The organism is Streptomyces sp. NPDC002623 (assembly GCF_053592635.1).
On the sequence record NZ_JBSFWB010000017.1, the window covers coordinates 194040 to 213427 of the forward strand.

Consider the following 19388-nt stretch of genomic DNA (forward strand, 5'->3'; position numbering starts at 1 on the left):
GCGTCACACGGCGTCCACGGTCCGGGGGTTACGCGGCGAGGCGCTCCGCGAGTTCCTTGGCCTTGGCGGTCGCGTCCTCGAAGGCCCGCTTGCGGGAGGCCTCGTAGAGCGAGACCAGTTCGGACATGGCCGCGTTGCGGGGGGCCATCGTGAGTTCCGGGACGACGAAGTGGACGTCCAGGCCGAGCGAGCCGTGCAGGACGGCCTCCAGGTAGTTCTGTACGTACTCGTAGCCCGCGCGCGGCGTGCCCGGCGCGTAGGAGCCGCCGCGGCTGGCGACGACGGTGACCGGGGTGCCCTTCGCGGACGGGTTCTCGCCCGAGGTGCGGCCGAGCAGGATCACGTTGTCCAGCCAGGCCTTGAGGGTCGACGGGATCGTGAAGTTGTACATCGGGGCGCCGATCAGGACGGCGTCCGCCTGCTCCAGTTCCTCGACGAGCCGCACGCGGGCGGCGAACGCGGCCGACTGCTCCGGAGTGTGCGCGGCGGGGTCGGCGAAGCCCGCGGTGTGGGCGGCGGCGCTGATGTGCGGGACCGAGTCGGCGGCGAGGTCGCGGTAGATCACCGCACCGTCCGGGTGCTGCTCCTCCCACACCTTGCGGAAGGCCTCCGTGACCGAACGGGACGAAGACGCCTCACCGGGAAACACGGACGAATCGATGTGCAGAAGCACGGCCATGGACATTCTCCAGACGACTGCGCCCGAGGCGTCAACCAGGGGCTGGGGATGGGGTGTTCGCATCCATTGATGGTTGCGAACAAGACAGTATCGAATGATACCGTTGCGAGTGTAATGAAGCCAGCACATCGAACAGGCAGGGAGGCAGACGACCTTGGACGTCTGTGAGGCGGTCACGAGCCGACGGGCAGTGCGCGGATTCACCGACCGACACGTTCCGAGAGAGGTGCTGGAGCGCGTGCTGTCCACCGCGACCTGGACGCCGTCCGCATCGAACATCCAGCCCTGGCACGCCTACCTGCTGACCGGCGAGCCGCTGACCGAGCTCAAGAAGCGCGCCGACGAACGCTTGGCCTCGGGCGACGCCTGGGACGAACCGGAGTACCAGCAGTACCCGCCCGTGCTGAAGTCCCCGTACCACGAGCGCCGGTCCGCCTTCGGCGAGGAGCGCTACGGCTCACTCGGGATTGCGCGCGGGGACCTGGAGGCGCGCCAGAGAGCCGCTTCCGCGAACTGGCAGTGCTTCGGCGCGCCCGCCGCCCTCTTCTGCTACATCGACCGCGACATGGGCCCGGCCCAGTGGGCCGACGTCGGCATGTATTTGCAGACCGTCATGCTGCTGCTCCGCGCCGAAGGGCTGCACAGCTGCACGCAGATGGCCTGGGCGAAGTTCCACAAGAGCGTCGCGGAGACCCTGTCGCCCCCACCGGAGCTCATTCTCTTCTGCGGCATGTCCATCGGGTTCGAGGACGTCACGGTGACCCACCCGCGCACGGGCCGCGCGCCGCTCGACGAGACGGTCACGTTCGTCGACCGCGTCTGACCCGGCCCGTCTCCGGCCGGCCCCGGGGCCCCATGTGGCGCGATCCGATCTGCGCCCACATGGTGGTTCATATACAGCATCACAGGCAAAGCGCAAATGAAAGGCATGTCATGAAGTTTGCGGTCATCGGTGGTACCGGGCTGATCGGGTCCCAGGTCGTCGGAAATCTCAACGCCGCCGGGCACCAGGCGGTACCGCACGCGAAGTCCACCGGAGTCGACATCCTCAGCGGCCAGGGGCTGGACGAGGCGGTGGCGGGCGCCGATGTCGTCGTCAACCTGACGAATTCCCCGACCTTCGACGAAGCCTCCCTGGCCTTCTTCCGAACCTCGATGGACAATCTGCTGGCCGCGGCGCAGAAGGGCGGCGTCGGCCACTTCGTCGTCCTCTCGATCGTCGGCGCGGACCAGGTGCCGGAGATGGACTACTACCGGGCCAAGGTCCTCCAGGAGGAGCTCCTCGCGGCCGGGCCGATCCCCTACTCGATCGTCCGGGCGACGCAGTTCATGGAGTTCATGGACGCCGTCATGACCTGGACCGCCGACGGCGACACCGTCCGGCTGCCCGCCACTCCGATCCAGCCGATCGCCGCCAAGGACGTGGCCGCCGCGGTGGCGGAGGTCGCCGCGGGCGCCCCGCTGAACGGCATTCGCAACATCGCCGGCCCCGAGGTCTTCGCCCTGGACGAGCTGGGCCGGATCACCCTGTCCCACAAGGGCGACGAGCGTACCGTCGTCACCGACCCCGCCGCCGGCATGTTCGCCGTCATCAAGGGTGACGTCCTCACCGACAAGGACGCCCACCTCGCCCCCACCCGCTACACCGACTGGCTCTCCTGACCCGTCGGGGGCCGTCCGCACCCGGGGCGTCGACGAGCGTTCAGCCCGCCCCGAGCAGGCCGAGGGCGGCGAGTGCCTTCGTGCCGGCGGCGGTGTGGCCGTCCCCGGCGAGCAGCAGCGTGCGCGCCGACTGGTAGGGGCAGCCCGCCGCTTCGAAGGCCGCGGCGGCGGCGAGCTGCCCCGCCGGATCGTCGTCCGACAGCGCCTGGGCCCGGTCCAGTTGGGCGGTGGCGACCGGGTTCCCGGCGACCAGGCTCCGGGCGGCGTCGACCCGGTCGCGGGCGTCCGGGTGCCCGGCGAGCACCGAGGCCTCCGCCCGGAGCGCCACGTACCAGTGCAGCCAGATCCAGGAGACCCACTTCCACACCTGGTCCGGCTCGGGTGCGACGCGTTCCAGGGCCGCGTCCGGGTCCCCGTGATGGAGCAGGACCATGGCGTCGAAGACCGCGCCGTAGCCGTGGCGGTGCTCCGACGCGGTGCCCGCCCGGTCGACGACGTCGAGCCAGGCGGCCCGGGCTTCGTGGTCGCCGCGCAGGCCGTGGATCATCGCGACCGACGCGGCGGCCGGGCCGAGCGAGAACGACCGCTGCCGACCGCTCCGCGTCCACGCGTCGAGGAATCTCCCGCTGCCCGCGCGCACTTCGTCGCCGTGGCCCGCGAACGCGTCCGCGACCAGGAGCCACGACGTGGCGTGATGGCCGACCTCGGCGAACAGCGGTTGGTCGGCGAGCTCCCGGCCCCACCGGCGGGCCTGCGGCAGTCGACCGACGCCCAGTGCGGTGCCGGCGGCCATGGCGAGGGCGTCCATCCGCTCGTGCGTACTGGCGGGGGTGCGCGGCGCCGAGGCCAGGAGGTCGATCCGCCGTCGGGCGGCGGCGGCCGCGCCGAAGGAGTCACCGGCCCAGGTCCGGGCGCCGGAGAGCGCGTCGAGGGCGGCGGACTCGGCCACCGGGTCGCCCGCCCGCCGGGCGAGTGCGACGGCCCGTTCGGCGTACTCGACCGTCTCGTGCGCGGTGTTGTCCGCGGCTCCCTGGACCGCGCCGAACGCGTCCGCGACCACCGCCGCCTCGGCCAGCGCGACGGCCGCCGCGGCAGCCGGATCGCCGTCGCCATCGCCATCGCCATGGCCGTCGCCGTCGTCCTCGTCGCCGCCGGACAGCTCTCGCGCTGCCGTGAGCACAGCGGTCGCCTCCTCAGCCGTGGGGATCAGCTTGAACTCGCTGGAGAAGCGGTACGCGACGGTCGCGGCGGCCGCCAGGTCGCGGCCGGCGCCCGCGATGTCACCGGCCCGGCGGGCGGCCTCCGCGGCGGCCCGGTGCAGTCGGAACATGTCGTCGCCGAGCCTGCGGCAACCGGCCACCCCGGCGGCCTCCCGCAGCGCCGCGGCGCCGGCTGCGTCGTCGGCGAGCGCGGCCGCCTGCTCGAACCGCTGCTGGGCCTCGCCGAGCAGGTTGCGGGTGAAGGTCAGCTCAGCCATGGCAAGGGCGAGCCGGTGGGCGTCCGCGCGCTGCTCGGGACGGTCGGCGACCCAGGCGAGGGCGGCCCGGAGATCCTCCGCCAGCGCGTCGAACCGTGGGCGCCAGTCCGCGCCCCGATCTCCCGTGAGGGCGGTCGCGCCCGTCAGGCACCACCTCGCATGACGGGAGCGGACGTCCGTCGGCTCACCCGCGGCGTCCAGTCGCTGCGCCCCGTACTGGCGGATGGTCTCCAGCGCCTGGTACCGGGTGCCGGTGGCGGACGGTGTCGCCGTGAGCAGGCTCTGCTCGGCGAGTCTGCCGAGCCCGTCGGCGACCGCGGCCGGCTCCAGCGGGGCGAACCCGGCCACCGCGGCGGCCGCGTCGGCGGTGAACGGCATGACGAACACCGAGATCCGGCGCAGCAGCGCCCGGTCCGATGGCTGAAGGAGATCATGGCTCCAGTCGAGCGCGACCCGCACCGACCGGTGTCTGTCGTCCGCGCGGGGCCCGCCGGCGAGGATCCGCAGCTGGTCGGAGAGGCCGGCCGTGAGACCGTCCAGTCCGAGCGTGGGCCAGCGTGCCGCCGCCAGTTCGATGGCCAGCGCCATGCCGTCGAGGCGTTCGCAGACGGCCGCGATCCGGCCGCGCAGCGCCGGATCCGGCGGCGGGCCGGCCGCCGCCGCCCGTTCCATGAACAGGGTCACGGCCTCGGACTCGTCGCCGTCGGCCCAGGACAGCGGCGGAACCGGGAAGACCCACTCGAACGGCACCAGCATCCGGGCCCGGCTGGTCGCCAGCACGCGCAGCCGCGGGCCGGCTGCCAGCAGCCGTTCCAGGAACGGCGCCACCCCGTCACGTATCTGCTCGCAGTTGTCCAGCACCAGCAGCGCCTCACGGTCCGCCAGTACGGCGAGCACCGCCTCGTCGATGCCGCGCCCGGGCTGCTCGCCGACGCCCACGGCCGCCGCGACCGCCGCGCCCACCCGCCCGGGATCGGTGACGGGGGCCAGGTCGACGAACCACACGCCGTCGGCGAAGTCGTCGGCCGCCTCCGCCGCCACCGCCAGGGCGAGCCGGGTCTTGCCCACCCCGCCCGGACCGACGGCGGTCACCTGACGGCGCGTCTTGAGCGCCTCGGCCAGCTCCGCGCGCTCCCGTACCCGGCCGACGAACGCGGTCAGGGGCGCCGGGAGGACGGACGCCGGGCGCGGCCGATCGGCGCGGGCGGATTCGGCCGCGCGCCGGGAGAGCGCCCGCCGGTCCGGCGCCTCCAACTTGCGCAGCAGTGCGGAGACATGCGACTCGACGGTGCGCACGGAGATGAACAGCCGCGCGGAGATCTCCGCGTTGCTGAGGTGCTCCCCGAGCAGCGCGAGCACTTCGGCTTCCCGGCTCGAGACGGCCGGGACCCCTGGGACCACTGGACTGGACACCGAGTCATTATCCGTGGTGCTTTCCGTGGCCGGCACGGAGTCGGACCGTACCCCGGCCGGGAGAGCCTGTGACCACGGAGATCGAGCCCGGCACGAGACAGCCACCGGGTCGATAGGGACCCACGAGCACAGGAGTGACCATGACCGGTTCGTCCCCTCGGCGGCGGCCCCGCGCGCAGCGTCGCCGGGACACCGAGCACCGGCTCACCCATGACGTCGACGTCTGGGTGGCCAGCGCCTCGGCGGACGGGATGCCGTATCTGGTGCCGTTGTCGTTCGACTGGGACGGCGAGACGTTGCTGGTGGCCACCCCGGCCGACAGCCCGACCGGCCGGAACCTGACCGCCACCCGGACCGCTCGGCTGGGCCTGGGCCCCACCCGCGACGTGTCGATGATCGAGGGCGAGGTCGAGGTCCTCGACATCGACGCGCTGCCCGAGCGGCTGGGTGACCGGTTCGCCGCCCGCACCGGCTTCGACCCGCGCCCGCTGCCGACTCCGTACCGCTGGTTCCGTATCACCCCGCGCCGCGTCCAGAGCTGGCGCGAGGCGGACGAGCTGCCGGGCCGCGAGCTGATGCGCGACGGCCGCTGGCTCGCCTGACCGCATGTCACCAGGCCCGATCCACTTCACACCTGAACAGACCCGACCACACCTGACCACACCTGACCACACTTCACAGGAGAGGGAATCCGCCATGACGAACACGCGCAAGTCCGCCCGGAGCACCACCGCGCCCGACCAGAAGTTCGACGGGTTCACGGCCGAGGAACGCGACGCGATGAAGGAGCACGCCCAGGAGCTGAAGACGGCCGCGCGCCGCAGCCCGCGCACGGCCAAGGCCGACGCGGAGGCCGACGTGCTCGCGAAGATCGCCGGGATGGCGGACGCGGACCGCGTCCTCGCCGAGCGGCTCCACGAGATCGTCAGGTCGGCCGCCCCGGACCTCTCGCCCAAGCTCTGGTACGGGATGCCCGCCTACGCCAGGGACGGCAAGGTCGTCTGCTTCTTCCAGAGCGCGCAGAAGTTCAAGACCCGGTACGCCACGCTCGGCTTCAGCGACCAGGCGCAGCTCGACGAAGGTGACCTGTGGCCCACCACCTACGCCCTGACGGAACTGACTACCGCCACCCAGGCACGGATCCGCGAGCTCATCGGGAAGGCGGCTCAGCGGTAGGTGTTGTTGCTGACGTGGTCGCCTTCGAGCCAGGCCTTGAGTTCGGCGTGGGCGGTGCGTCGCCGCTCCGCGTCGGACTCCTCGATGCCGGGGGCGTCCAGGGTGAACTCGAGCAGCAGGCCGTTCGGGTCGCTGGTGTAGAGCGAACGGCAGTACCCGTGCTCCAGGACGTAGGTCTCGTCGGGCTTCCAGCCGGCGTCCTCGAGTCGCCGGGCGAGGTCCTTCTGGACCTCCTCGGTGACCTTGAGGGCGATGTGCTGGAACGGCGAGTGCGGCATCCGCGGGCCGAACTCCTCCTGGTCGGCGGGGTCGGCGAACTGGAAGAAGGCGAGCGCGCTGCCGTCTCCGAGGCCGTAGAAGGTGTGGCAGTAGGTCCGCACGGCCCCGAAGAGCTCGTCGGACTCCTTCCAGGTCGCGAGCAGCGGCAGACCGATGACGTCCTCGTAGAACGCCCGTGTCGCCTCCTGGTCGCGCGTGACGTAGGCGTTGTGGTGAAGCCGCGTCGGCAGTGACTGCGTCATCCTTGACTCTCTCCTTCGCGATCTCCCGCTTCCGGGGCGGCGGACGACCGAACCGACGACCGAACCGGAGAAATCTTCGGACACCTGTCCGCCAGGCGGGCACGGATCGACGATGGCGTGCGGCTCTTCCTGCTGTCAATAGCCCGGCAGGGCAGGTAAGGCACGTGTCGCCTGCTCGGCGAGAATCGCCGTCAACCGGTCCGGGGCCGAGAAGAAGGGGGAATGATCGCAGTCGATCTCGACGCTCTCGGTCGCGTGCGCCGCGCATGCGCGCTGGGCCTCGACCCGTACCGTGCGGTCCTTCGCACAGACCACGTAGGCGGTGGGCACGGTCGTCCACGCGGGGTCGGCGATCGGCGTCCGCGGCACCCGGCTCCGCATCGGCCGCCAGCGCCGCACCGCCGCCTCGGCCAGGTCGGACGGCGAGTGCGAGTAGAGCACCTCGCGGGCCTCCGCACGCAGGACGACGGCGCCGTCGTCGTCCGTGTCCCAGGCCGCCCGGAACTCGGGATGGCCCCATCGGGGCGTGCGCGCCGCGGGCGACTCCCCGGGCAGCGGCATCCGCGCCGCGACGAAGACCAGACGGTCCGCCCCGTGCCCGCCGGCGGTCACCGGCAGGCCGCCGTAGCTGTGCGCGACCAGCACGACGGGCCGTGCCCCCGCGGCTTCGCGGACCGCCGCTCGCACCGCGGCGGTGTCCTCTTCGAAGGAGGTGAGCGGCAGGTCGATCGCCCGGCCCGGGACCCCGATCCGGTCCAGCCGTTCCAGGACCGGACTCCAGCACCAACCGTCGTGGTTGGCCCCGTGCACCAGGAGAATCAGGGGTTTCACGACAGCCGGGTCTCAGCCGGCCCGGGGCGCGAGCGTGGCGATGGGACGCCCTTCCCAGGCCGCCCAGTCCGAGCTGATGTCGCCGGCGGTGCGCAGCAGCGGGGGGAGGTGGTGCTCCATGAGGTGCTCGACCGAGGTCTCGGCGGCGTGGGCGTTCACGTTCACCGCCGCGACCGTCCGGCCCTGGCCGTTGCGGATGGGCACGGCGACGGACCGGATGCCGAGGGCGAGTTCCTCGTCGGTCACCGCCCACCCCTTGGCCCGTACGTCACGCAGCATCTCGTCGAGTTCCTCGCGCTGCGGCCGGTGCCGGGGCTCGACGCCCGACCTGCCGGGCAGGGCGAGGACCCGGTCGAGCTCGGCTTCGTCGAGGGCCGCGAGCAGCACTTTGCCGAGGGAGGTCTGCGCGGCGGGGAAGCGGGTGCCGATGGTCACCGACAGCGTCACCAGCTTGGGCATGGCGACCCGGCAGACGTAGACGATGTCGGAGCCGTCGAGCTGCGCGAGCGAGGACGACTCCCGGGTCCGGGCCACCAGGGCGCGCAGGTGCGGTTCGGCCAGCTCCCAGATGCTCTGCGAGCCGATGTAGGTCATCCCGAGTTCGAGCACCCGGGGCGTCAGCGAGAAACCGCCCTCGCCGCTGCGCACGTACCCCAGTTCCTGGAGCGTGAGGAGGATCCGGCGCGCCGTGGGCCTCGCCAGCTGCGCCTCGGCGGCGACCTCGCTCAGCGTCATGCACGGCCTGCCCGGCTGAAAGCCCCGAAGCACGTCGAGCCCTCTCGCGAGGGCCTCGATGAAGTCAGGACCGGTGTCCCGGCGCATCTTTCGTCCCTCCGTGGATGCGAGATACATACGAGATATCCGCGAGCTGGGCGGACGGGCCGAAGCGCCGCCCACCGGATGGTTGTCCGCCACTGTATCGCCGCTTCTCGCGCCCACACCTCTCATGATTGACAGTGGACGGACCGAGGAACCACACTGGCGGACATTGGTCCGCCTGCCGGACACGGTGAAAGGTGTCGTTCGATGACCGTCACAGCCGGCGCCCTCGACGGGCTGCTGATCGCCGACTTCTCCCGCATCCTGGCCGGGCCGTACGCCACCATGCTGCTCGGGGACCTGGGGGCCGAGGTGATCAAGGTGGAATCGCCGTCCGGCGACGACACCCGCACCTGGATGCCGCCGGTCCGGGACGGGGTGTCGACCTACTACCTCGGCGTCAACCGCAACAAGCGCTCCCTCGCCCTGGACCTCAAGAACACCGAGGATCTGCGGCTGGCCCAGGAACTGGTCTCGCGCGCGGACATCATGATCGAGAACTTCAAGCCGGGCGGTCTGGCCCGGTTCGGTCTGGACTACGAGACGGTCCGCACGGACAACCCCGGGCTGATCTACACCTCGATCAGCGGGTTCGGCACGGCCGGCGGGGCCGCGCTGCCCGGCTACGACCTGCTGGTCCAGGCGGCGTCCGGACTCATGAGCCTGACCGGGGACGCGGACGGTCCGCCGTACCGGGCGGGGATCTCGGTGTTCGACGTGATGACCGGCATGCACGCCGCCATCGGGATCCTGGCCGCGCTCAACCACCGCAACGCGACCGGGGCCGGACAGCACGTCGAGGTCAACCTCCTCTCCTCCGCGCTGTCGGGCCTGGTGAACCACACCTCGGCCCAGGTGGCCGGCGGTGTCGTCCCGCACCGGATGGGCAACGCGCATCCCAGCCTGTTTCCCTACGAACCGCTGCCCACGGCCGACAAGGACCTCATCGTCATCGCGGGCAACGACGGCCAGTTCCGCAGGCTCTGCGTCGAACTGGGCCTGGACGAGCTGGTCGAGGACCCTCGGTTCGCCGGCAACGAGGCCCGGACCCGCAACCGCGAGCAACTGCGTCCGCTCCTGGTCGCCAAGCTCGAACAGCGCCCGGCGGACGAGTGGTTCAGAAGACTGTCCGCGGCGGGTGTGCCCTGCGGACCGATCAACCACGTGGACGCAGGCGTCGCGCTCGCGGCGGACCTGGGGCTCGACCCGGTGGTCGCCCTGGGCAGCGGGCCGGACTCCGTGCCGATGATCCGCAACCCGATCACCTTCAGCGGCACCCCGCCCCGGCACGACCTTCCGCCGCCCGCCCTCGACCAGCACGGCGATGAGCTACGGGCCTGGCTCGCGACGGACAAGGAAGCGGATCGATGACCGCCGGACAGCCCCAACCTCAGCCCCAGCCCCAGCCCCAGCCCCAATCACAATCCCAGCCCCAGCCCCAGCCCCGGTATCCGACCGGTCTCGGGACCTCGGACGCCGCCACCATCAGCCTCCTCGGGCAGAACCTGGCGGAAGACCTGATGGGCCAGGTCGGCTTCGGCGAACTCGCGTTCTGGCTGGCCGCCCGACGCCGCCCCACCGCGGGCGAGGTGCGGCTCTTCGAGACGGTGCTGGTCGCGCTGGCCGACCACGGCTTCACGCCCACCGCGATCGCCGCACGCATGACCCTGTACTCCGCGCCGGAGTCCGTGCAAGGGGCCCTCGCCGCCGGGCTGCTCGGCGGCGGCTCCCGCTTTCTGGGCGTCACCGAGGACACCGGCCGCTTCCTCGCCGAGGTGCTCGCGGAGGCGAGCGCGGCGAGCGCGGCGGGCTCAGCGGGCGCGGCGGGCGTGCCCCTTCCCACCACCGACGCGGACTGGGATGCGCTGGCACGAGAAGCGCTGACGGAACGCAAGGCGGCGAGACAGCTCGTGCCCGGCCTCGGCCACCCGGTGCACAAGGAGGGCGACCCACGGACACCGGTGATCGTCCGTATCGCGCATGAGGAAGGGGTCTACGGCCCTCACCTCGCCCTGTTCGAGGCCGTCGGGCGGACGGCGCCGGACGTCCTCGGCCGCGCGCTGCCCCTCAACGGCGCCGGAGTGTGCGGAGCGGCGCTCGCCGATCTCGGGCTCCCCGTCGAGCTGCTGCGCGGCTTCGCGCTGCTCGCCCGGGCGGCCGGACTCCTCGGGCATCTCGCCGAGGAACTGCGCCGGCCCATCGCCCCGGACATCTACCGCTCGGTCGACCGCAACGCCCACTACGTCCCTGACGAAGCGCCGTAGGACCGACCGGAGGGCATCGGGGGCATCGGGGGTACGTGGGGCGAGCAGGCAATGCCATGGTAATTTTCGAACGCCAGTCGTATTCGTATACGCGGTAGTTCGCGTGCACGGGTCAGGGAATCCGGTGGGAGTCCGGAACTGACGCGCAGCGGTGAGGGTGACGGGCGGGGCGGCAACCACTGGACGACGGCCATGGCCGGGTCTGGGAAGGTGCCCCGCCGGGGTGATCCCGAGTCCGAAGACCTGCTGGCAGCCGACCGTCCGAACGGGCCCCGCGCATGGGCCTCGACGCCTAGGAAGCCGCTTCGTGCATCTGTCACGTCCCGCCCGCTGTTCCGTCCTGCTCCTGTCCGGGGCATTGCTGCTGTCCGCCTGTGGTCCGGGCTCGTCGTCCGAGGGGGCTTCGGGCGCCGGCGCGTCGGCGAAGGCCGTCACGCTGGACAACTGCGGGCAGAAGGTGACCGTCGGGGCCCCTCCAGAGCGGGCCGTCTCACTGAACCAGGGCACCACCGAGATCATGTTCTCGCTGGGCCTGGCCGACCGCATGGTGGGCACCGCCACCTGGACCGACCCGGTCATGAAGGGGCTCGAGAAGGCCGACGCTAAGGTGCCGCGGCTCGCCGACAACCAGCCGTCGTTCGAGAAGGTGCTGGACGCCGAGCCGGACTTCGTCGCCTCCTCCTTCGCCTCCACGCTGAGCAAGGGCGGAGTGGCCCCCCGCGACAAGTTCGAGGAGCTGGGGGTGCCGACGTACCTCTCGCCCGCCGACTGCGAGGGCAAGGACAACAGCGGCGGCGGCGACGGCTCGCGGACCGAGCCGCTGGCCATGGACACCGTGTACCGCGAAGTGCGCGAACTGGCGCGGATCTTCGGGGTGGCGGAGCGCGGCGAGAAGCTGGTCACCCAGCTCGAGGGCCGGGTGGCCGAGGCCACGTCCGGGATCGACGCCGCGGACGCCACCGTCCTGTACTGGTTCGCGAACCAGGAGTCCCCCTATCTGGCGGGCTGTTGCGGTGCGCCGGGCATCGTCACGAACGCGCTCGGCGCGAAGAACGTCTTCGACGACAGCACGCAGGAATGGCCGCAGGTGAACTGGGAGACGGTCGCCGACCGCAACCCCGACGTGCTCGTCATCGGCGACCTCACCCGTAAGTCGCAGACGGCCGAGACCGCCGCGCGGAAGATCGCGTTCCTGGAGTCCAACCCGGCGACCAAGAACATGGACGCGGTGCGGAAGAAGCGTTACGTGCTGCTCAGCGGGCAGGCCATGAACCCCACGATCCGCACCGTCGAGGGCGTGGAGAAGGTCGCCGCGGCGCTGCGCGCGTACGGGCTCGCCGGATGACCACCGCCCTGCGGTCGCCCGGGGTCCGACGGCTGCGGGCAGCCGCCGGGGCGCTGCGGGGCCTGGCCGGCCCGGTCGCCGGACTCGCGGTGCTGGCCGTTTCCGTCGCCGTGGCCATCACCATCGGGCCGGCGGACATCGGCGTCGGCGACGTCTGGTCCACGGTCGCCTCCCACCTGGGCTGGGGCGTCTCGGACCTGTCCCCCATCCGGGACGGCATCGTCTGGAACCTGCGGCTGCCGCGCACCCTGCTCGCCGCGGTGTGCGGCGCCGGGCTCGCCGTGTGCGGGGCGGTGCTGCAGTCGCTGCTGCGCAACCCGCTGGCCGACCCCTTCGTCCTGGGGGTGTCCTCCGGCGCGTCGACCGGGGCCGTCGTCGTGGTCGTCCTCGGGGTCGGCGGGAGCGTCGTGTCCGTGTCGGGGGGCGCGTTCGCGGGCGCGCTCGGCTCGTTCGCGCTGGTGCTGCTGCTCAGTCACACGCTCGGCGGGACGACGGACCGGGTGGTGCTGTCCGGTGTGGCCGCGATGCAGTTGTTCTCGGCCGTGACCTCGTTCGTCGTGCTGACGGCGGCCGACGCGGAGACCACCCGGGGCGTGCTGTTCTGGCTGCTCGGGTCGCTCAGCGGGGCCGGCTGGACCGAGGTGTGGCTCTGCCTGGCCGTGCTGGTGCTCGCCCTGACGGTGTGCCTCGGGTACGCGCGCACCCTGGACGCCTTCGCCTTCGGCCAGGACGCGGCGGCCACGCTCGGGGTCGCGGTGGTCCGGACCCGGCTGGTGCTGCTGTGCGTGACCGCCCTGTTGACGGCCGTGCTGGTGAGCGCGGCGGGCGCGATCGGCTTCGTCGGCCTGGTCCTGCCGCACGCGGCCCGCGCCCTGGTCGGACCCGGACATGCCCGGCTGCTGCCGGTGAGTGCGCTCGCCGGGGCGGTGTTCCTCGTGTGGGCCGACACCCTGGCCCGTACCGTCCTCGACCCGCAGGAGGTGCCGGTGGGCGTGGTGACGTCGCTCGTCGGCGTCCCGGCGTTCGTCCTGGTCCTGTACCGCACGAGGGGGACCCGATGAGGTGGACGCGATGAGGTGGACTCGGTGAGCGAGACGCACGACGGGGTGGACGCGTCGCCCACCCTCGCCGCCGACCGGGTGAGCCGCTCCGCCGACGGACGGCTGATCCTCGACGGCGTCAGCCTCGCCCCCCGGCCCGGCTCCGTGACCGGGCTGCTCGGCCCCAACGGATCGGGGAAGTCGACCCTGTTGCGGCTGCTGTCCGGGGTCCTGGCCCCCGCCTCGGGCGTCGTGACGCTCGACGGTCGCCCGCTGGGCGACTGGGGTCGCCGAGCCGTCGCCCGGCGCGTGGCCGTCGTCGAGCAACAGGCGGACACCCTGGTCGAGTTGACCGTCGCCGACGTGGTCCGCCTGGGCCGTGTCCCGCACCGCCGCGCCTGGACGCCGACGACCGCGGCGGACGAGAGTGCCGTCCGCACCGCTCTCGAACGCACCGGACTCACCGACCGCCTGGACCAGCCCTGGCACACGCTCTCCGGCGGGGAACGCCAACGCGTCCAGATCGCCCGCGCCCTCGCCCAGGAGCCACGCGAACTGCTGCTGGACGAACCGACCAACCACCTGGACATCCAGCACCAGCTCGACCTGCTGAACCTGGTCGCCGAACTGCCCGTCACCAGCGTGGTCGCCCTGCACGACCTGAACCTGGCGGCCATGTACTGCGACCAGGTCGTCGTGCTCCGGCAGGGCCGCGTGGTGGCCGCCGGCGCCCCTGCCGCCACCCTCACCGAGTCCCTGATCGCCGAGGTGTACGGGGTACGCGCCACGGTCACCCACCCCGGCCCCGGCGACCGGCCGTACATCCGCTTCCTGGGGACGGTCGCCGGGAAGTGAGCGCCGGTCGGCCGGGCTCTCGACTCAGCTGTCGAGCCCGAGTTCCGGTCGTCCGCCGAGGGGGCGGAACCAGCGCTCGACGTCGGCGTCGGTGACCTCGGCGAGGGTGGCCGGCGACCAGCGCGGGTTGCGGTCCTTGTCGATGACCTGGGCGCGGATGCCCTCGACCAGGTCGGCGGTGGACAGGGCCGCGCAGGACACGCGGTACTCCTGCTCCAGCACCCGCTCCAGCGAGCCGAGCCGACCGGCCCGCCGCAGTGCGGTCAACGTGACCTTCAGTGCGGTGGGCGACTTGGCGAGCAGGGTCTGCGCGGCCTCCTTCGCGACCGGGTCGCCGTGCGCGAGCAGCCGCCGGACGATCTCCTCGACCGTGTCGGCGGCATAGCAGTCGTCGATCCACTCCCGCTGACCGGCCAACTCCCCCTCCGGAGCAGGCTGCACATGACGCGCGAGGGCCTCCCCGACGGGCAGACGGGCGAGGTCGCCGACCACGTCGGGCAGGGACGGGGACGGTACGTAGTGGTCGGCCAGCCCGCACAGCACCGCGTCCCCGGCGCCGATCTGCGCCCCCGTCAGCGCGAGGTGGGTGCCCAGTTCGCCGGGGGCGAGCCCGAGGAGGTGGGTGCCGCCGACGTCCGGGACGAATCCGATGCCGGTCTCGGGCATGGCGATGCGCGAGCGCTCGGTGGCGATACGGACGCTGCCGTGGGCGGACACGCCGACTCCGCCGCCCATGACGATGCCGTCCATGACGGCGACGTACGGCTTGGGGTAGCGGGCGATGCGCGCGTTGAGGCGGTACTCGTCGCGCCAGAACGCGGCCGCGGCGGTGCCGTCCGCGTCACGGGCGTCGTCGTGGACGGCGCGGATGTCGCCGCCCGCGCACAGGCCGCGCTCCCCGGCGCCGGTGATGACGACGGTCTCGACGGCCGGGTCGTGCTCCCAGGCGGTGAGCGCTTCGTCGATGCGGCGCACCATGACATGGTTCAGGGCGTTGAGGGCCCTGGGGCGGTTGAGGGTGATGTGGGCCGCCCGTCCGGCGGTGTGCAGCAGGACGGGCTCCTCTCCGGCGGTCGCCTCGGAGGTGCTGCTCGCGCTCGTCGCGCTGGTCGGGCCGTTCATCCGTACGCCTCCGTCAGGGGCCGCGCGCCACGATGACACGCGTGATCTCGTCGGTTTCTGCCAGGAATCCTAGGGACAGGCCGGAAGAGTGACCCGGGCCACACTTTTCGGGAGAACAAACTCACAGCCATGCGCTCTGCTGCGCCTTTGGCGATCTGGCCTAGCATCCGAGCATGACAGTGCTGCCTGACGACGGGCTCTCGCTCGCCGCCGAGTTCCCCGACACGACACGTGAACAATGGCAACGTCTCGTGGAAGGTGTCCTGCGCAAGTCGGGCAAGGAGGTCTCCGGAGCGGCGGCGGAAGACGCCCTGTCCACCCTGCTGGAGGACGGGCTCGGCACCCGACCCCTCTACACCGCGCGCGAGACCGCCCCGGATCCCGGCCTGCCCGGCTTCGCCCCGTTCGTGCGCGGGGGCCGGGCGGAGGGGAACACCGTCGGCGGCTGGGACGTACGCCAGCGGCACGCCTCGGCGGACGGCGGCGCGGTCCTGGCCGACCTGGAGAACGGCGTCACCTCCCTCTGGCTGGTCGTGGGCGGCGACGGCATCCCGGTCTCCTCGCTCGGCCGGGTCCTGGACGGCGTCTATCTCGATCTGGCGCCGGTCGTCCTCGACGCCGGCCGTGACGTCGAGTCCGCCGCCGGCGAGTTGCTGCGGCTCTACGCGGAGCGGGGCCTCGGCGCGCAGGCCGTACGCGGGAACCTGGGCGCGGATCCGCTCGGCCACGAGGCCCGTACCGGCGAGGCGCTGGAGTTCGCACCGACGGCCGCTCTCGCGCGGCGGTGCGCCGAGGGGTACCCGGGGCTGCGGGCGCTGACCGTGGACGCGCTGCCGTACCACGAGGCCGGCGGTTCGGCCGCCCAGGAGCTGGGCTGCTCGCTGGCGACCGGGGTCGCCTTTCTGCGGGAGCTGACCGAGGCCGGGCTGAGCGTCGATCAGGCGTGTGCGCAGCTCGAGTTCCGGTACGCGGCGACCGCCGACCAGTTCCTGACCATCGCCAAGCTGCGGGCGGCGCGCCGGCTGTGGGCCAGGGTGGCCGAGGTCTGCGGGGCCCCGGGGGCGGGCGCACAGCGCCAGCACGCGGTGACCTCGCCGGTGATGATGACGCGGCGCGACCCGTGGGTGAACATGCTGCGGACGACGATCGCCACGCTGGCCGCCGGGGCCGGCGGCTCGGACGCCGTCACCGTGCTGCCCTTCGACGACGCCCTCGGTCTTCCGGACGCGTTCGCGCGGCGCATCGCCCGCAACACCTCGACGATTCTCATCGAGGAGTCCCATCTGTCCCGGGTGATCGACCCGGCGGGCGGCTCCTGGTATGTGGAGCGGCTCACCGACGAACTCGCCCACGCGGGCTGGGAGTTCTTCCAGGGCATCGAGCAGGCCGGCGGCCAGGCGGCCGCGCTGCGTTCGGGGTTGATCCGTGAGCGGCTGGCACAGACGTGGTCGGTGCGCAGCGCGAAGCTCGCCAAGCGCCGCGAACCCGTCACCGGCGTCAGCGAGTTCCCGCACCTGGCGGAGAAGCCGGTCGTCCGTGCGCCCGCGCCCGAGCCGCCGTCCGGCGGTCTGCCGCGCGTGCGGCGCGACGAGGCGTTCGAGGCGCTGCGCGCCCGTTCCGACGCCCACCTTGCCGCGACCGGCGCCCGTCCCCGTGTCCATCTGGCCGCCCTCGGCCCGGCCGCCGCGCACACCGCCCGGCTCACCTTCGCCGCCAACCTGTTCCAGGCGGGCGGCATCGAGCCCGTCACGGAGGGCGGGTTCGAGGAGAGCGGGGCGCGTGAGGTCTGTCTGTGCTCCAGCGACGCGCTGTACGGGGAGCAGGCCGAGTCGATCGCCGCGGAACTCAGGTCGGCGGGCGCCGAGCACGTGTTCCTGGCGGGCCGCCCTGGGCAGTACTCCGGGGTGGACAGCTACGTCTTCGCGGGATGTGACGCGGTCGCCGTCCTCTCCGCCGCCCTCGACCGTATGGGAGTGTCCTGATGGGAGACCGTCCGATGGGGGCGATCCCCGATTTCTCCGGCATCGAGCTGGGGACCCCGACCGCCGACGGCGGCCCCGACGAGTGGCGTTCGGCCGTCAAGCGGGCCGCCGACGGGGACGACCTGCTCTGGGAGACCCCGGAGGGCATCGCGGTCAAGCCGCTCTACACCGGGCAGGATCTGGAGGGCCTGGACTTCCTGGGCACCCACCCGGGCATGGCCCCGTATCTGCGCGGCCCGTACCCGACGATGTACGTCAACCAGCCGTGGACGATCCGCCAGTACGCGGGCTTCTCCACCGCCGAGGAGTCCAACGCCTTCTACCGGCGCAACCTGGCCGCCGGCCAGAAGGGCCTGTCCGTCGCCTTCGACCTGCCCACGCACCGCGGCTACGACAGCGACCACCCGCGGGTGACCGGTGACGTCGGCATGGCGGGCGTGGCGATCGACTCGATTCTCGACATGCGGCAGCTCTTCGACGGCATCCCGCTGGACAAGATGACCGTGTCGATGACGATGAACGGCGCGGTGCTGCCCGTCCTCGCGCTGTACATCGTGGCGGCGGAGGAGCAGGGCGTGCCCGCGGAGAAGCTCGCGGGGACCATCCAGAACGACATCCTCAAAGAGTTCATGGTCCGCAACACGTACATCTATCCGCCGAAGCCGTCGATGCGGATCATCTCCGACATCTTCGCCTTCACCTCGCAGCGGATGCCGCGCTACAACTCGATCTCCATCTCCGGGTACCACATCCAGGAGGCGGGCGCGACGGCCGACCTGGAGCTGGCGTACACCCTCGCGGACGGCGTGGAGTACATCCGGGCCGGGCGGGAGGCGGGCCTGGACGTGGACGCGTTCGCGCCCCGGCTGTCGTTCTTCTGGGCGATCGGCATGAACTTCTTCATGGAGGTCGCCAAGCTGCGCGCGGCCCGGCTGCTGTGGGCCAGGCTGGTGAAGCAGTTCGACCCGAAGAACTCCAAGTCCCTTTCCCTGCGCACCCATTCGCAGACCTCGGGCTGGTCGCTGACCGCGCAGGACGTGTTCAACAACGTCACGCGTACGTGCGTGGAGGCGATGGCGGCGACCCAGGGCCACACCCAGTCGCTGCACACCAACGCCCTCGACGAGGCGCTCGCCCTGCCCACCGACTTCTCGGCGCGCATCGCCCGCAACACCCAGCTGCTGCTGCAGCAGGAGTCCGGCACCACCCGGGTGATCGACCCGTGGGGCGGCAGCGCGTACGTCGAGAAGCTCACGTACGACCTCGCCCGCCGGGCCTGGCAGCACATCGAGGAGGTCGAGGCGGCGGGCGGTATGGCCAAGGCCATCGACGCGGGCATCCCCAAGCTGCGCATCGAGGAGGCCGCGGCCCGTACCCAGGCCCGCATCGACTCCGGCCGTCAGCCGGTCATCGGCGTCAACAAGTACCGCGTCGAGACCGACGAGGCGATCGACGTCCTCAAGGTCGACAACTCCTCCGTGCGCACCCAGCAGATCGAGAAGCTGCGGCGGCTGCGGGCGGAGCGCGACGAGCGGGCCTGCCAGGACTCGCTGGACGCGCTCACCCGGGCCGCCGGCGGCGAGGGCAACCTGCTGGAGCTGGCCGTGAACGCGGCCCGCGCCAAGGCGACCGTCGGGGAGATCTCCGACGCCCTGGAGAAGGTGTACGGGCGGCACGCGACCCAGATCCGTACGATCTCCGGCGTGTACCGCAACGAAGCAGGCGAGTCCCCGTCCGTCGAACGCACCCGCACGCTGGTGGACTCCTTCGAGGAGGCCGAGGGGCGCCGTCCGCGCATCCTGGTCGCCAAGATGGGCCAGGACGGCCATGACCGCGGCCAGAAGGTGATCGCGACCGCGTTCGCCGACCTCGGCTTCGACGTGGACGTCGGCCCGTTGTTCCAGACGCCGGGCGAGGTGGCCCGGCAGGCCGTCGAGGCGGACGTGCACATCGTCGGGGTCTCCTCGCTGGCCGCCGGGCACCTCACCCTGGTGCCGGCGCTGCGCGAGCAGCTCGCCGAGGAGGGCCGGGAGGACATCATGATCGTGGTCGGCGGGGTGATCCCGCCGCAGGACGTGCCCACGCTCCTGGAGATGGGCGCGGCGGCCGTGTTCCCGCCCGGGACGGTGATCCCGGACGCGGCGTACGACCTCGTCGAGCGGCTGTCCGCCGGTCTCGGGCACGAACTCTGAGGCCCGCGCG

The 19388-nt window shown here is 72.2% G+C and carries 17 protein-coding genes and 1 riboswitch; of the genes, 11 read left to right on the plus strand and 6 right to left on the minus strand.

The features are described from left to right. Positions 1 to 28: 28 nt before the first annotated feature. Complete coding sequence (locus ACWD4O_RS29090) at positions 29 to 679, minus strand: FMN-dependent NADH-azoreductase (RefSeq protein ID WP_451284289.1); 651 nt, start codon at positions 677 to 679, stop codon at positions 29 to 31. A gap of 154 nt (positions 680 to 833) precedes the next feature. Here ACWD4O_RS29090 and ACWD4O_RS29095 point away from each other — a divergent pair, with 154 nt between their 5' ends. Together ACWD4O_RS29095 and ACWD4O_RS29100 are read left to right on the plus strand one after the other, a co-directional pair. Then, positions 834 to 1502 (plus strand): nitroreductase, encoded by a 669-nt coding sequence (locus ACWD4O_RS29095; protein WP_451284291.1) that lies wholly within the window; start codon positions 834 to 836, stop codon positions 1500 to 1502. Positions 1503 to 1612: 110 nt separating this feature from the next. Then, positions 1613 to 2341, plus strand: a complete 729-nt coding sequence (locus ACWD4O_RS29100; RefSeq protein ID WP_451284293.1) for an SDR family oxidoreductase — start codon at positions 1613 to 1615, stop codon at positions 2339 to 2341. A 40-nt stretch (positions 2342 to 2381) separates the two neighbouring features. Here the strand turns inward: ACWD4O_RS29100 and ACWD4O_RS29105 are convergent, their stop codons facing one another. Continuing rightward, the gene (locus ACWD4O_RS29105; RefSeq protein ID WP_451284295.1) at positions 2382 to 5231 is read right to left on the minus strand and encodes an ATP-binding protein; all 2850 of its coding nucleotides are present in this window, start codon (positions 5229 to 5231) and stop codon (positions 2382 to 2384) included. Positions 5232 to 5371: 140 nt separating this feature from the next. On the opposite strand from ACWD4O_RS29105, the gene ACWD4O_RS29110 reads away from it, so the two are divergent. Both ACWD4O_RS29110 and ACWD4O_RS29115 read left to right on the plus strand, forming a co-directional pair. Then, positions 5372 to 5833, plus strand: coding sequence for a pyridoxamine 5'-phosphate oxidase family protein (locus tag ACWD4O_RS29110; protein WP_451284297.1), 462 nt, complete (start codon positions 5372 to 5374; stop codon positions 5831 to 5833). 94 nt (positions 5834 to 5927) lie between these two features. Next, entirely contained in the window at positions 5928 to 6407 is a 480-nt protein-coding gene (locus tag ACWD4O_RS29115) for an iron chaperone (protein WP_451284299.1), read from the plus strand. On the opposite strand, the gene ACWD4O_RS29120 is transcribed toward ACWD4O_RS29115, so the two are convergent. The 3 genes from ACWD4O_RS29120 to ACWD4O_RS29130 form a co-directional block, all read right to left on the minus strand. Then, positions 6398 to 6928 (minus strand): VOC family protein, encoded by a 531-nt coding sequence (locus ACWD4O_RS29120; protein WP_451284301.1) that lies wholly within the window; start codon positions 6926 to 6928, stop codon positions 6398 to 6400. The genes ACWD4O_RS29115 and ACWD4O_RS29120 overlap by 10 nt on opposite strands. Positions 6929 to 7063: 135 nt before the next feature. Further along, on the minus strand, positions 7064 to 7759 hold the full coding sequence (locus ACWD4O_RS29125) for an alpha/beta fold hydrolase (protein ID WP_451284303.1): 696 nt from the start codon (positions 7757 to 7759) through the stop codon (positions 7064 to 7066). 12 nt (positions 7760 to 7771) lie between these two features. After that, positions 7772 to 8611, minus strand: coding sequence for an IclR family transcriptional regulator domain-containing protein (locus ACWD4O_RS29130; RefSeq protein ID WP_451284304.1), 840 nt, complete (start codon positions 8609 to 8611; stop codon positions 7772 to 7774). 174 nt (positions 8612 to 8785) lie between these two features. On the opposite strand from ACWD4O_RS29130, the gene ACWD4O_RS29135 reads away from it, so the two are divergent. From ACWD4O_RS29135 to ACWD4O_RS29155, 5 genes are all read left to right on the plus strand, one after another. After that, on the plus strand, positions 8786 to 9949 hold the full coding sequence (locus tag ACWD4O_RS29135; RefSeq protein WP_451284306.1) for a CaiB/BaiF CoA transferase family protein: 1164 nt from the start codon (positions 8786 to 8788) through the stop codon (positions 9947 to 9949). After that, entirely contained in the window at positions 9946 to 10842 is an 897-nt protein-coding gene (locus tag ACWD4O_RS29140; protein WP_451284308.1) for a citryl-CoA lyase, read from the plus strand. The genes ACWD4O_RS29135 and ACWD4O_RS29140 overlap by 4 nt, the downstream gene beginning before the upstream one ends. Before the next feature lie 60 nt (positions 10843 to 10902). Next, positions 10903 to 11107, plus strand: a riboswitch (cobalamin riboswitch). A gap of 42 nt (positions 11108 to 11149) precedes the next feature. After that, positions 11150 to 12187: an ABC transporter substrate-binding protein gene (locus tag ACWD4O_RS29145; RefSeq protein ID WP_451284310.1), complete on the plus strand. Its 1038-nt coding sequence runs from the start codon at positions 11150 to 11152 to the stop codon at positions 12185 to 12187. After that, positions 12184 to 13248: a FecCD family ABC transporter permease gene (locus tag ACWD4O_RS29150; RefSeq protein WP_451284312.1), complete on the plus strand. Its 1065-nt coding sequence runs from the start codon at positions 12184 to 12186 to the stop codon at positions 13246 to 13248. Before ACWD4O_RS29145 ends, ACWD4O_RS29150 begins: the two co-directional genes overlap by 4 nt. A 24-nt stretch (positions 13249 to 13272) precedes the next feature. Next, positions 13273 to 14082 carry an ABC transporter ATP-binding protein gene (locus tag ACWD4O_RS29155; protein ID WP_451284314.1) on the plus strand — a complete coding sequence of 270 codons (810 nt, stop codon included), beginning with the start codon at positions 13273 to 13275 and terminating at the stop codon, positions 14080 to 14082. A gap of 24 nt (positions 14083 to 14106) precedes the next feature. Here ACWD4O_RS29155 and ACWD4O_RS29160 read toward each other — a convergent pair whose 3' ends face one another. After that, on the minus strand, positions 14107 to 15204 hold the full coding sequence (locus ACWD4O_RS29160; protein ID WP_451284316.1) for an enoyl-CoA hydratase/isomerase family protein: 1098 nt from the start codon (positions 15202 to 15204) through the stop codon (positions 14107 to 14109). Positions 15205 to 15377: 173 nt separating this feature from the next. On the opposite strand from ACWD4O_RS29160, the gene ACWD4O_RS29165 reads away from it, so the two are divergent. Both ACWD4O_RS29165 and scpA read left to right on the plus strand, forming a co-directional pair. Then, positions 15378 to 17186 carry a methylmalonyl-CoA mutase family protein gene (locus tag ACWD4O_RS29165; protein WP_451284318.1) on the plus strand — a complete coding sequence of 603 codons (1809 nt, stop codon included), beginning with the start codon at positions 15378 to 15380 and terminating at the stop codon, positions 17184 to 17186. 14 nt (positions 17187 to 17200) lie between these two features. Next, positions 17201 to 19378, plus strand: coding sequence for a methylmalonyl-CoA mutase (scpA, locus tag ACWD4O_RS29170; protein ID WP_451284339.1), 2178 nt, complete (start codon positions 17201 to 17203; stop codon positions 19376 to 19378). Positions 19379 to 19388: the final 10 nt, after the last annotated feature.

What these genes read in the sequence shown, in the direction of transcription:
- ACWD4O_RS29090 (WP_451284289.1), bottom strand. Translation starts at nt 679, where the DNA reads ATGGCCGTGCTTCTGCACATCGATTCGTCCGTGTTTCCCGGTGAGGCG.
- ACWD4O_RS29100 (WP_451284293.1), top strand. Translation starts at nt 1,613, where the DNA reads ATGAAGTTTGCGGTCATCGGTGGTACCGGGCTGATCGGGTCCCAGGTC.
- ACWD4O_RS29110 (WP_451284297.1), top strand. Translation starts at nt 5,372, where the DNA reads ATGACCGGTTCGTCCCCTCGGCGGCGGCCCCGCGCGCAGCGTCGCCGG.
- ACWD4O_RS29115 (WP_451284299.1), top strand. Translation starts at nt 5,928, where the DNA reads ATGACGAACACGCGCAAGTCCGCCCGGAGCACCACCGCGCCCGACCAG.
- ACWD4O_RS29120 (WP_451284301.1), bottom strand. Translation starts at nt 6,928, where the DNA reads ATGACGCAGTCACTGCCGACGCGGCTTCACCACAACGCCTACGTCACG.
- ACWD4O_RS29130 (WP_451284304.1), bottom strand. Translation starts at nt 8,611, where the DNA reads ATGTATCTCGCATCCACGGAGGGACGAAAGATGCGCCGGGACACCGGT.
- ACWD4O_RS29135 (WP_451284306.1), top strand. Translation starts at nt 8,786, where the DNA reads ATGACCGTCACAGCCGGCGCCCTCGACGGGCTGCTGATCGCCGACTTC.
- ACWD4O_RS29140 (WP_451284308.1), top strand. Translation starts at nt 9,946, where the DNA reads ATGACCGCCGGACAGCCCCAACCTCAGCCCCAGCCCCAGCCCCAGCCC.
- ACWD4O_RS29150 (WP_451284312.1), top strand. Translation starts at nt 12,184, where the DNA reads ATGACCACCGCCCTGCGGTCGCCCGGGGTCCGACGGCTGCGGGCAGCC.
- ACWD4O_RS29160 (WP_451284316.1), bottom strand. Translation starts at nt 15,204, where the DNA reads ATGAACGGCCCGACCAGCGCGACGAGCGCGAGCAGCACCTCCGAGGCG.
- ACWD4O_RS29165 (WP_451284318.1), top strand. Translation starts at nt 15,378, where the DNA reads ATGACAGTGCTGCCTGACGACGGGCTCTCGCTCGCCGCCGAGTTCCCC.
- scpA (WP_451284339.1), top strand. Translation starts at nt 17,201, where the DNA reads ATGGGGGCGATCCCCGATTTCTCCGGCATCGAGCTGGGGACCCCGACC.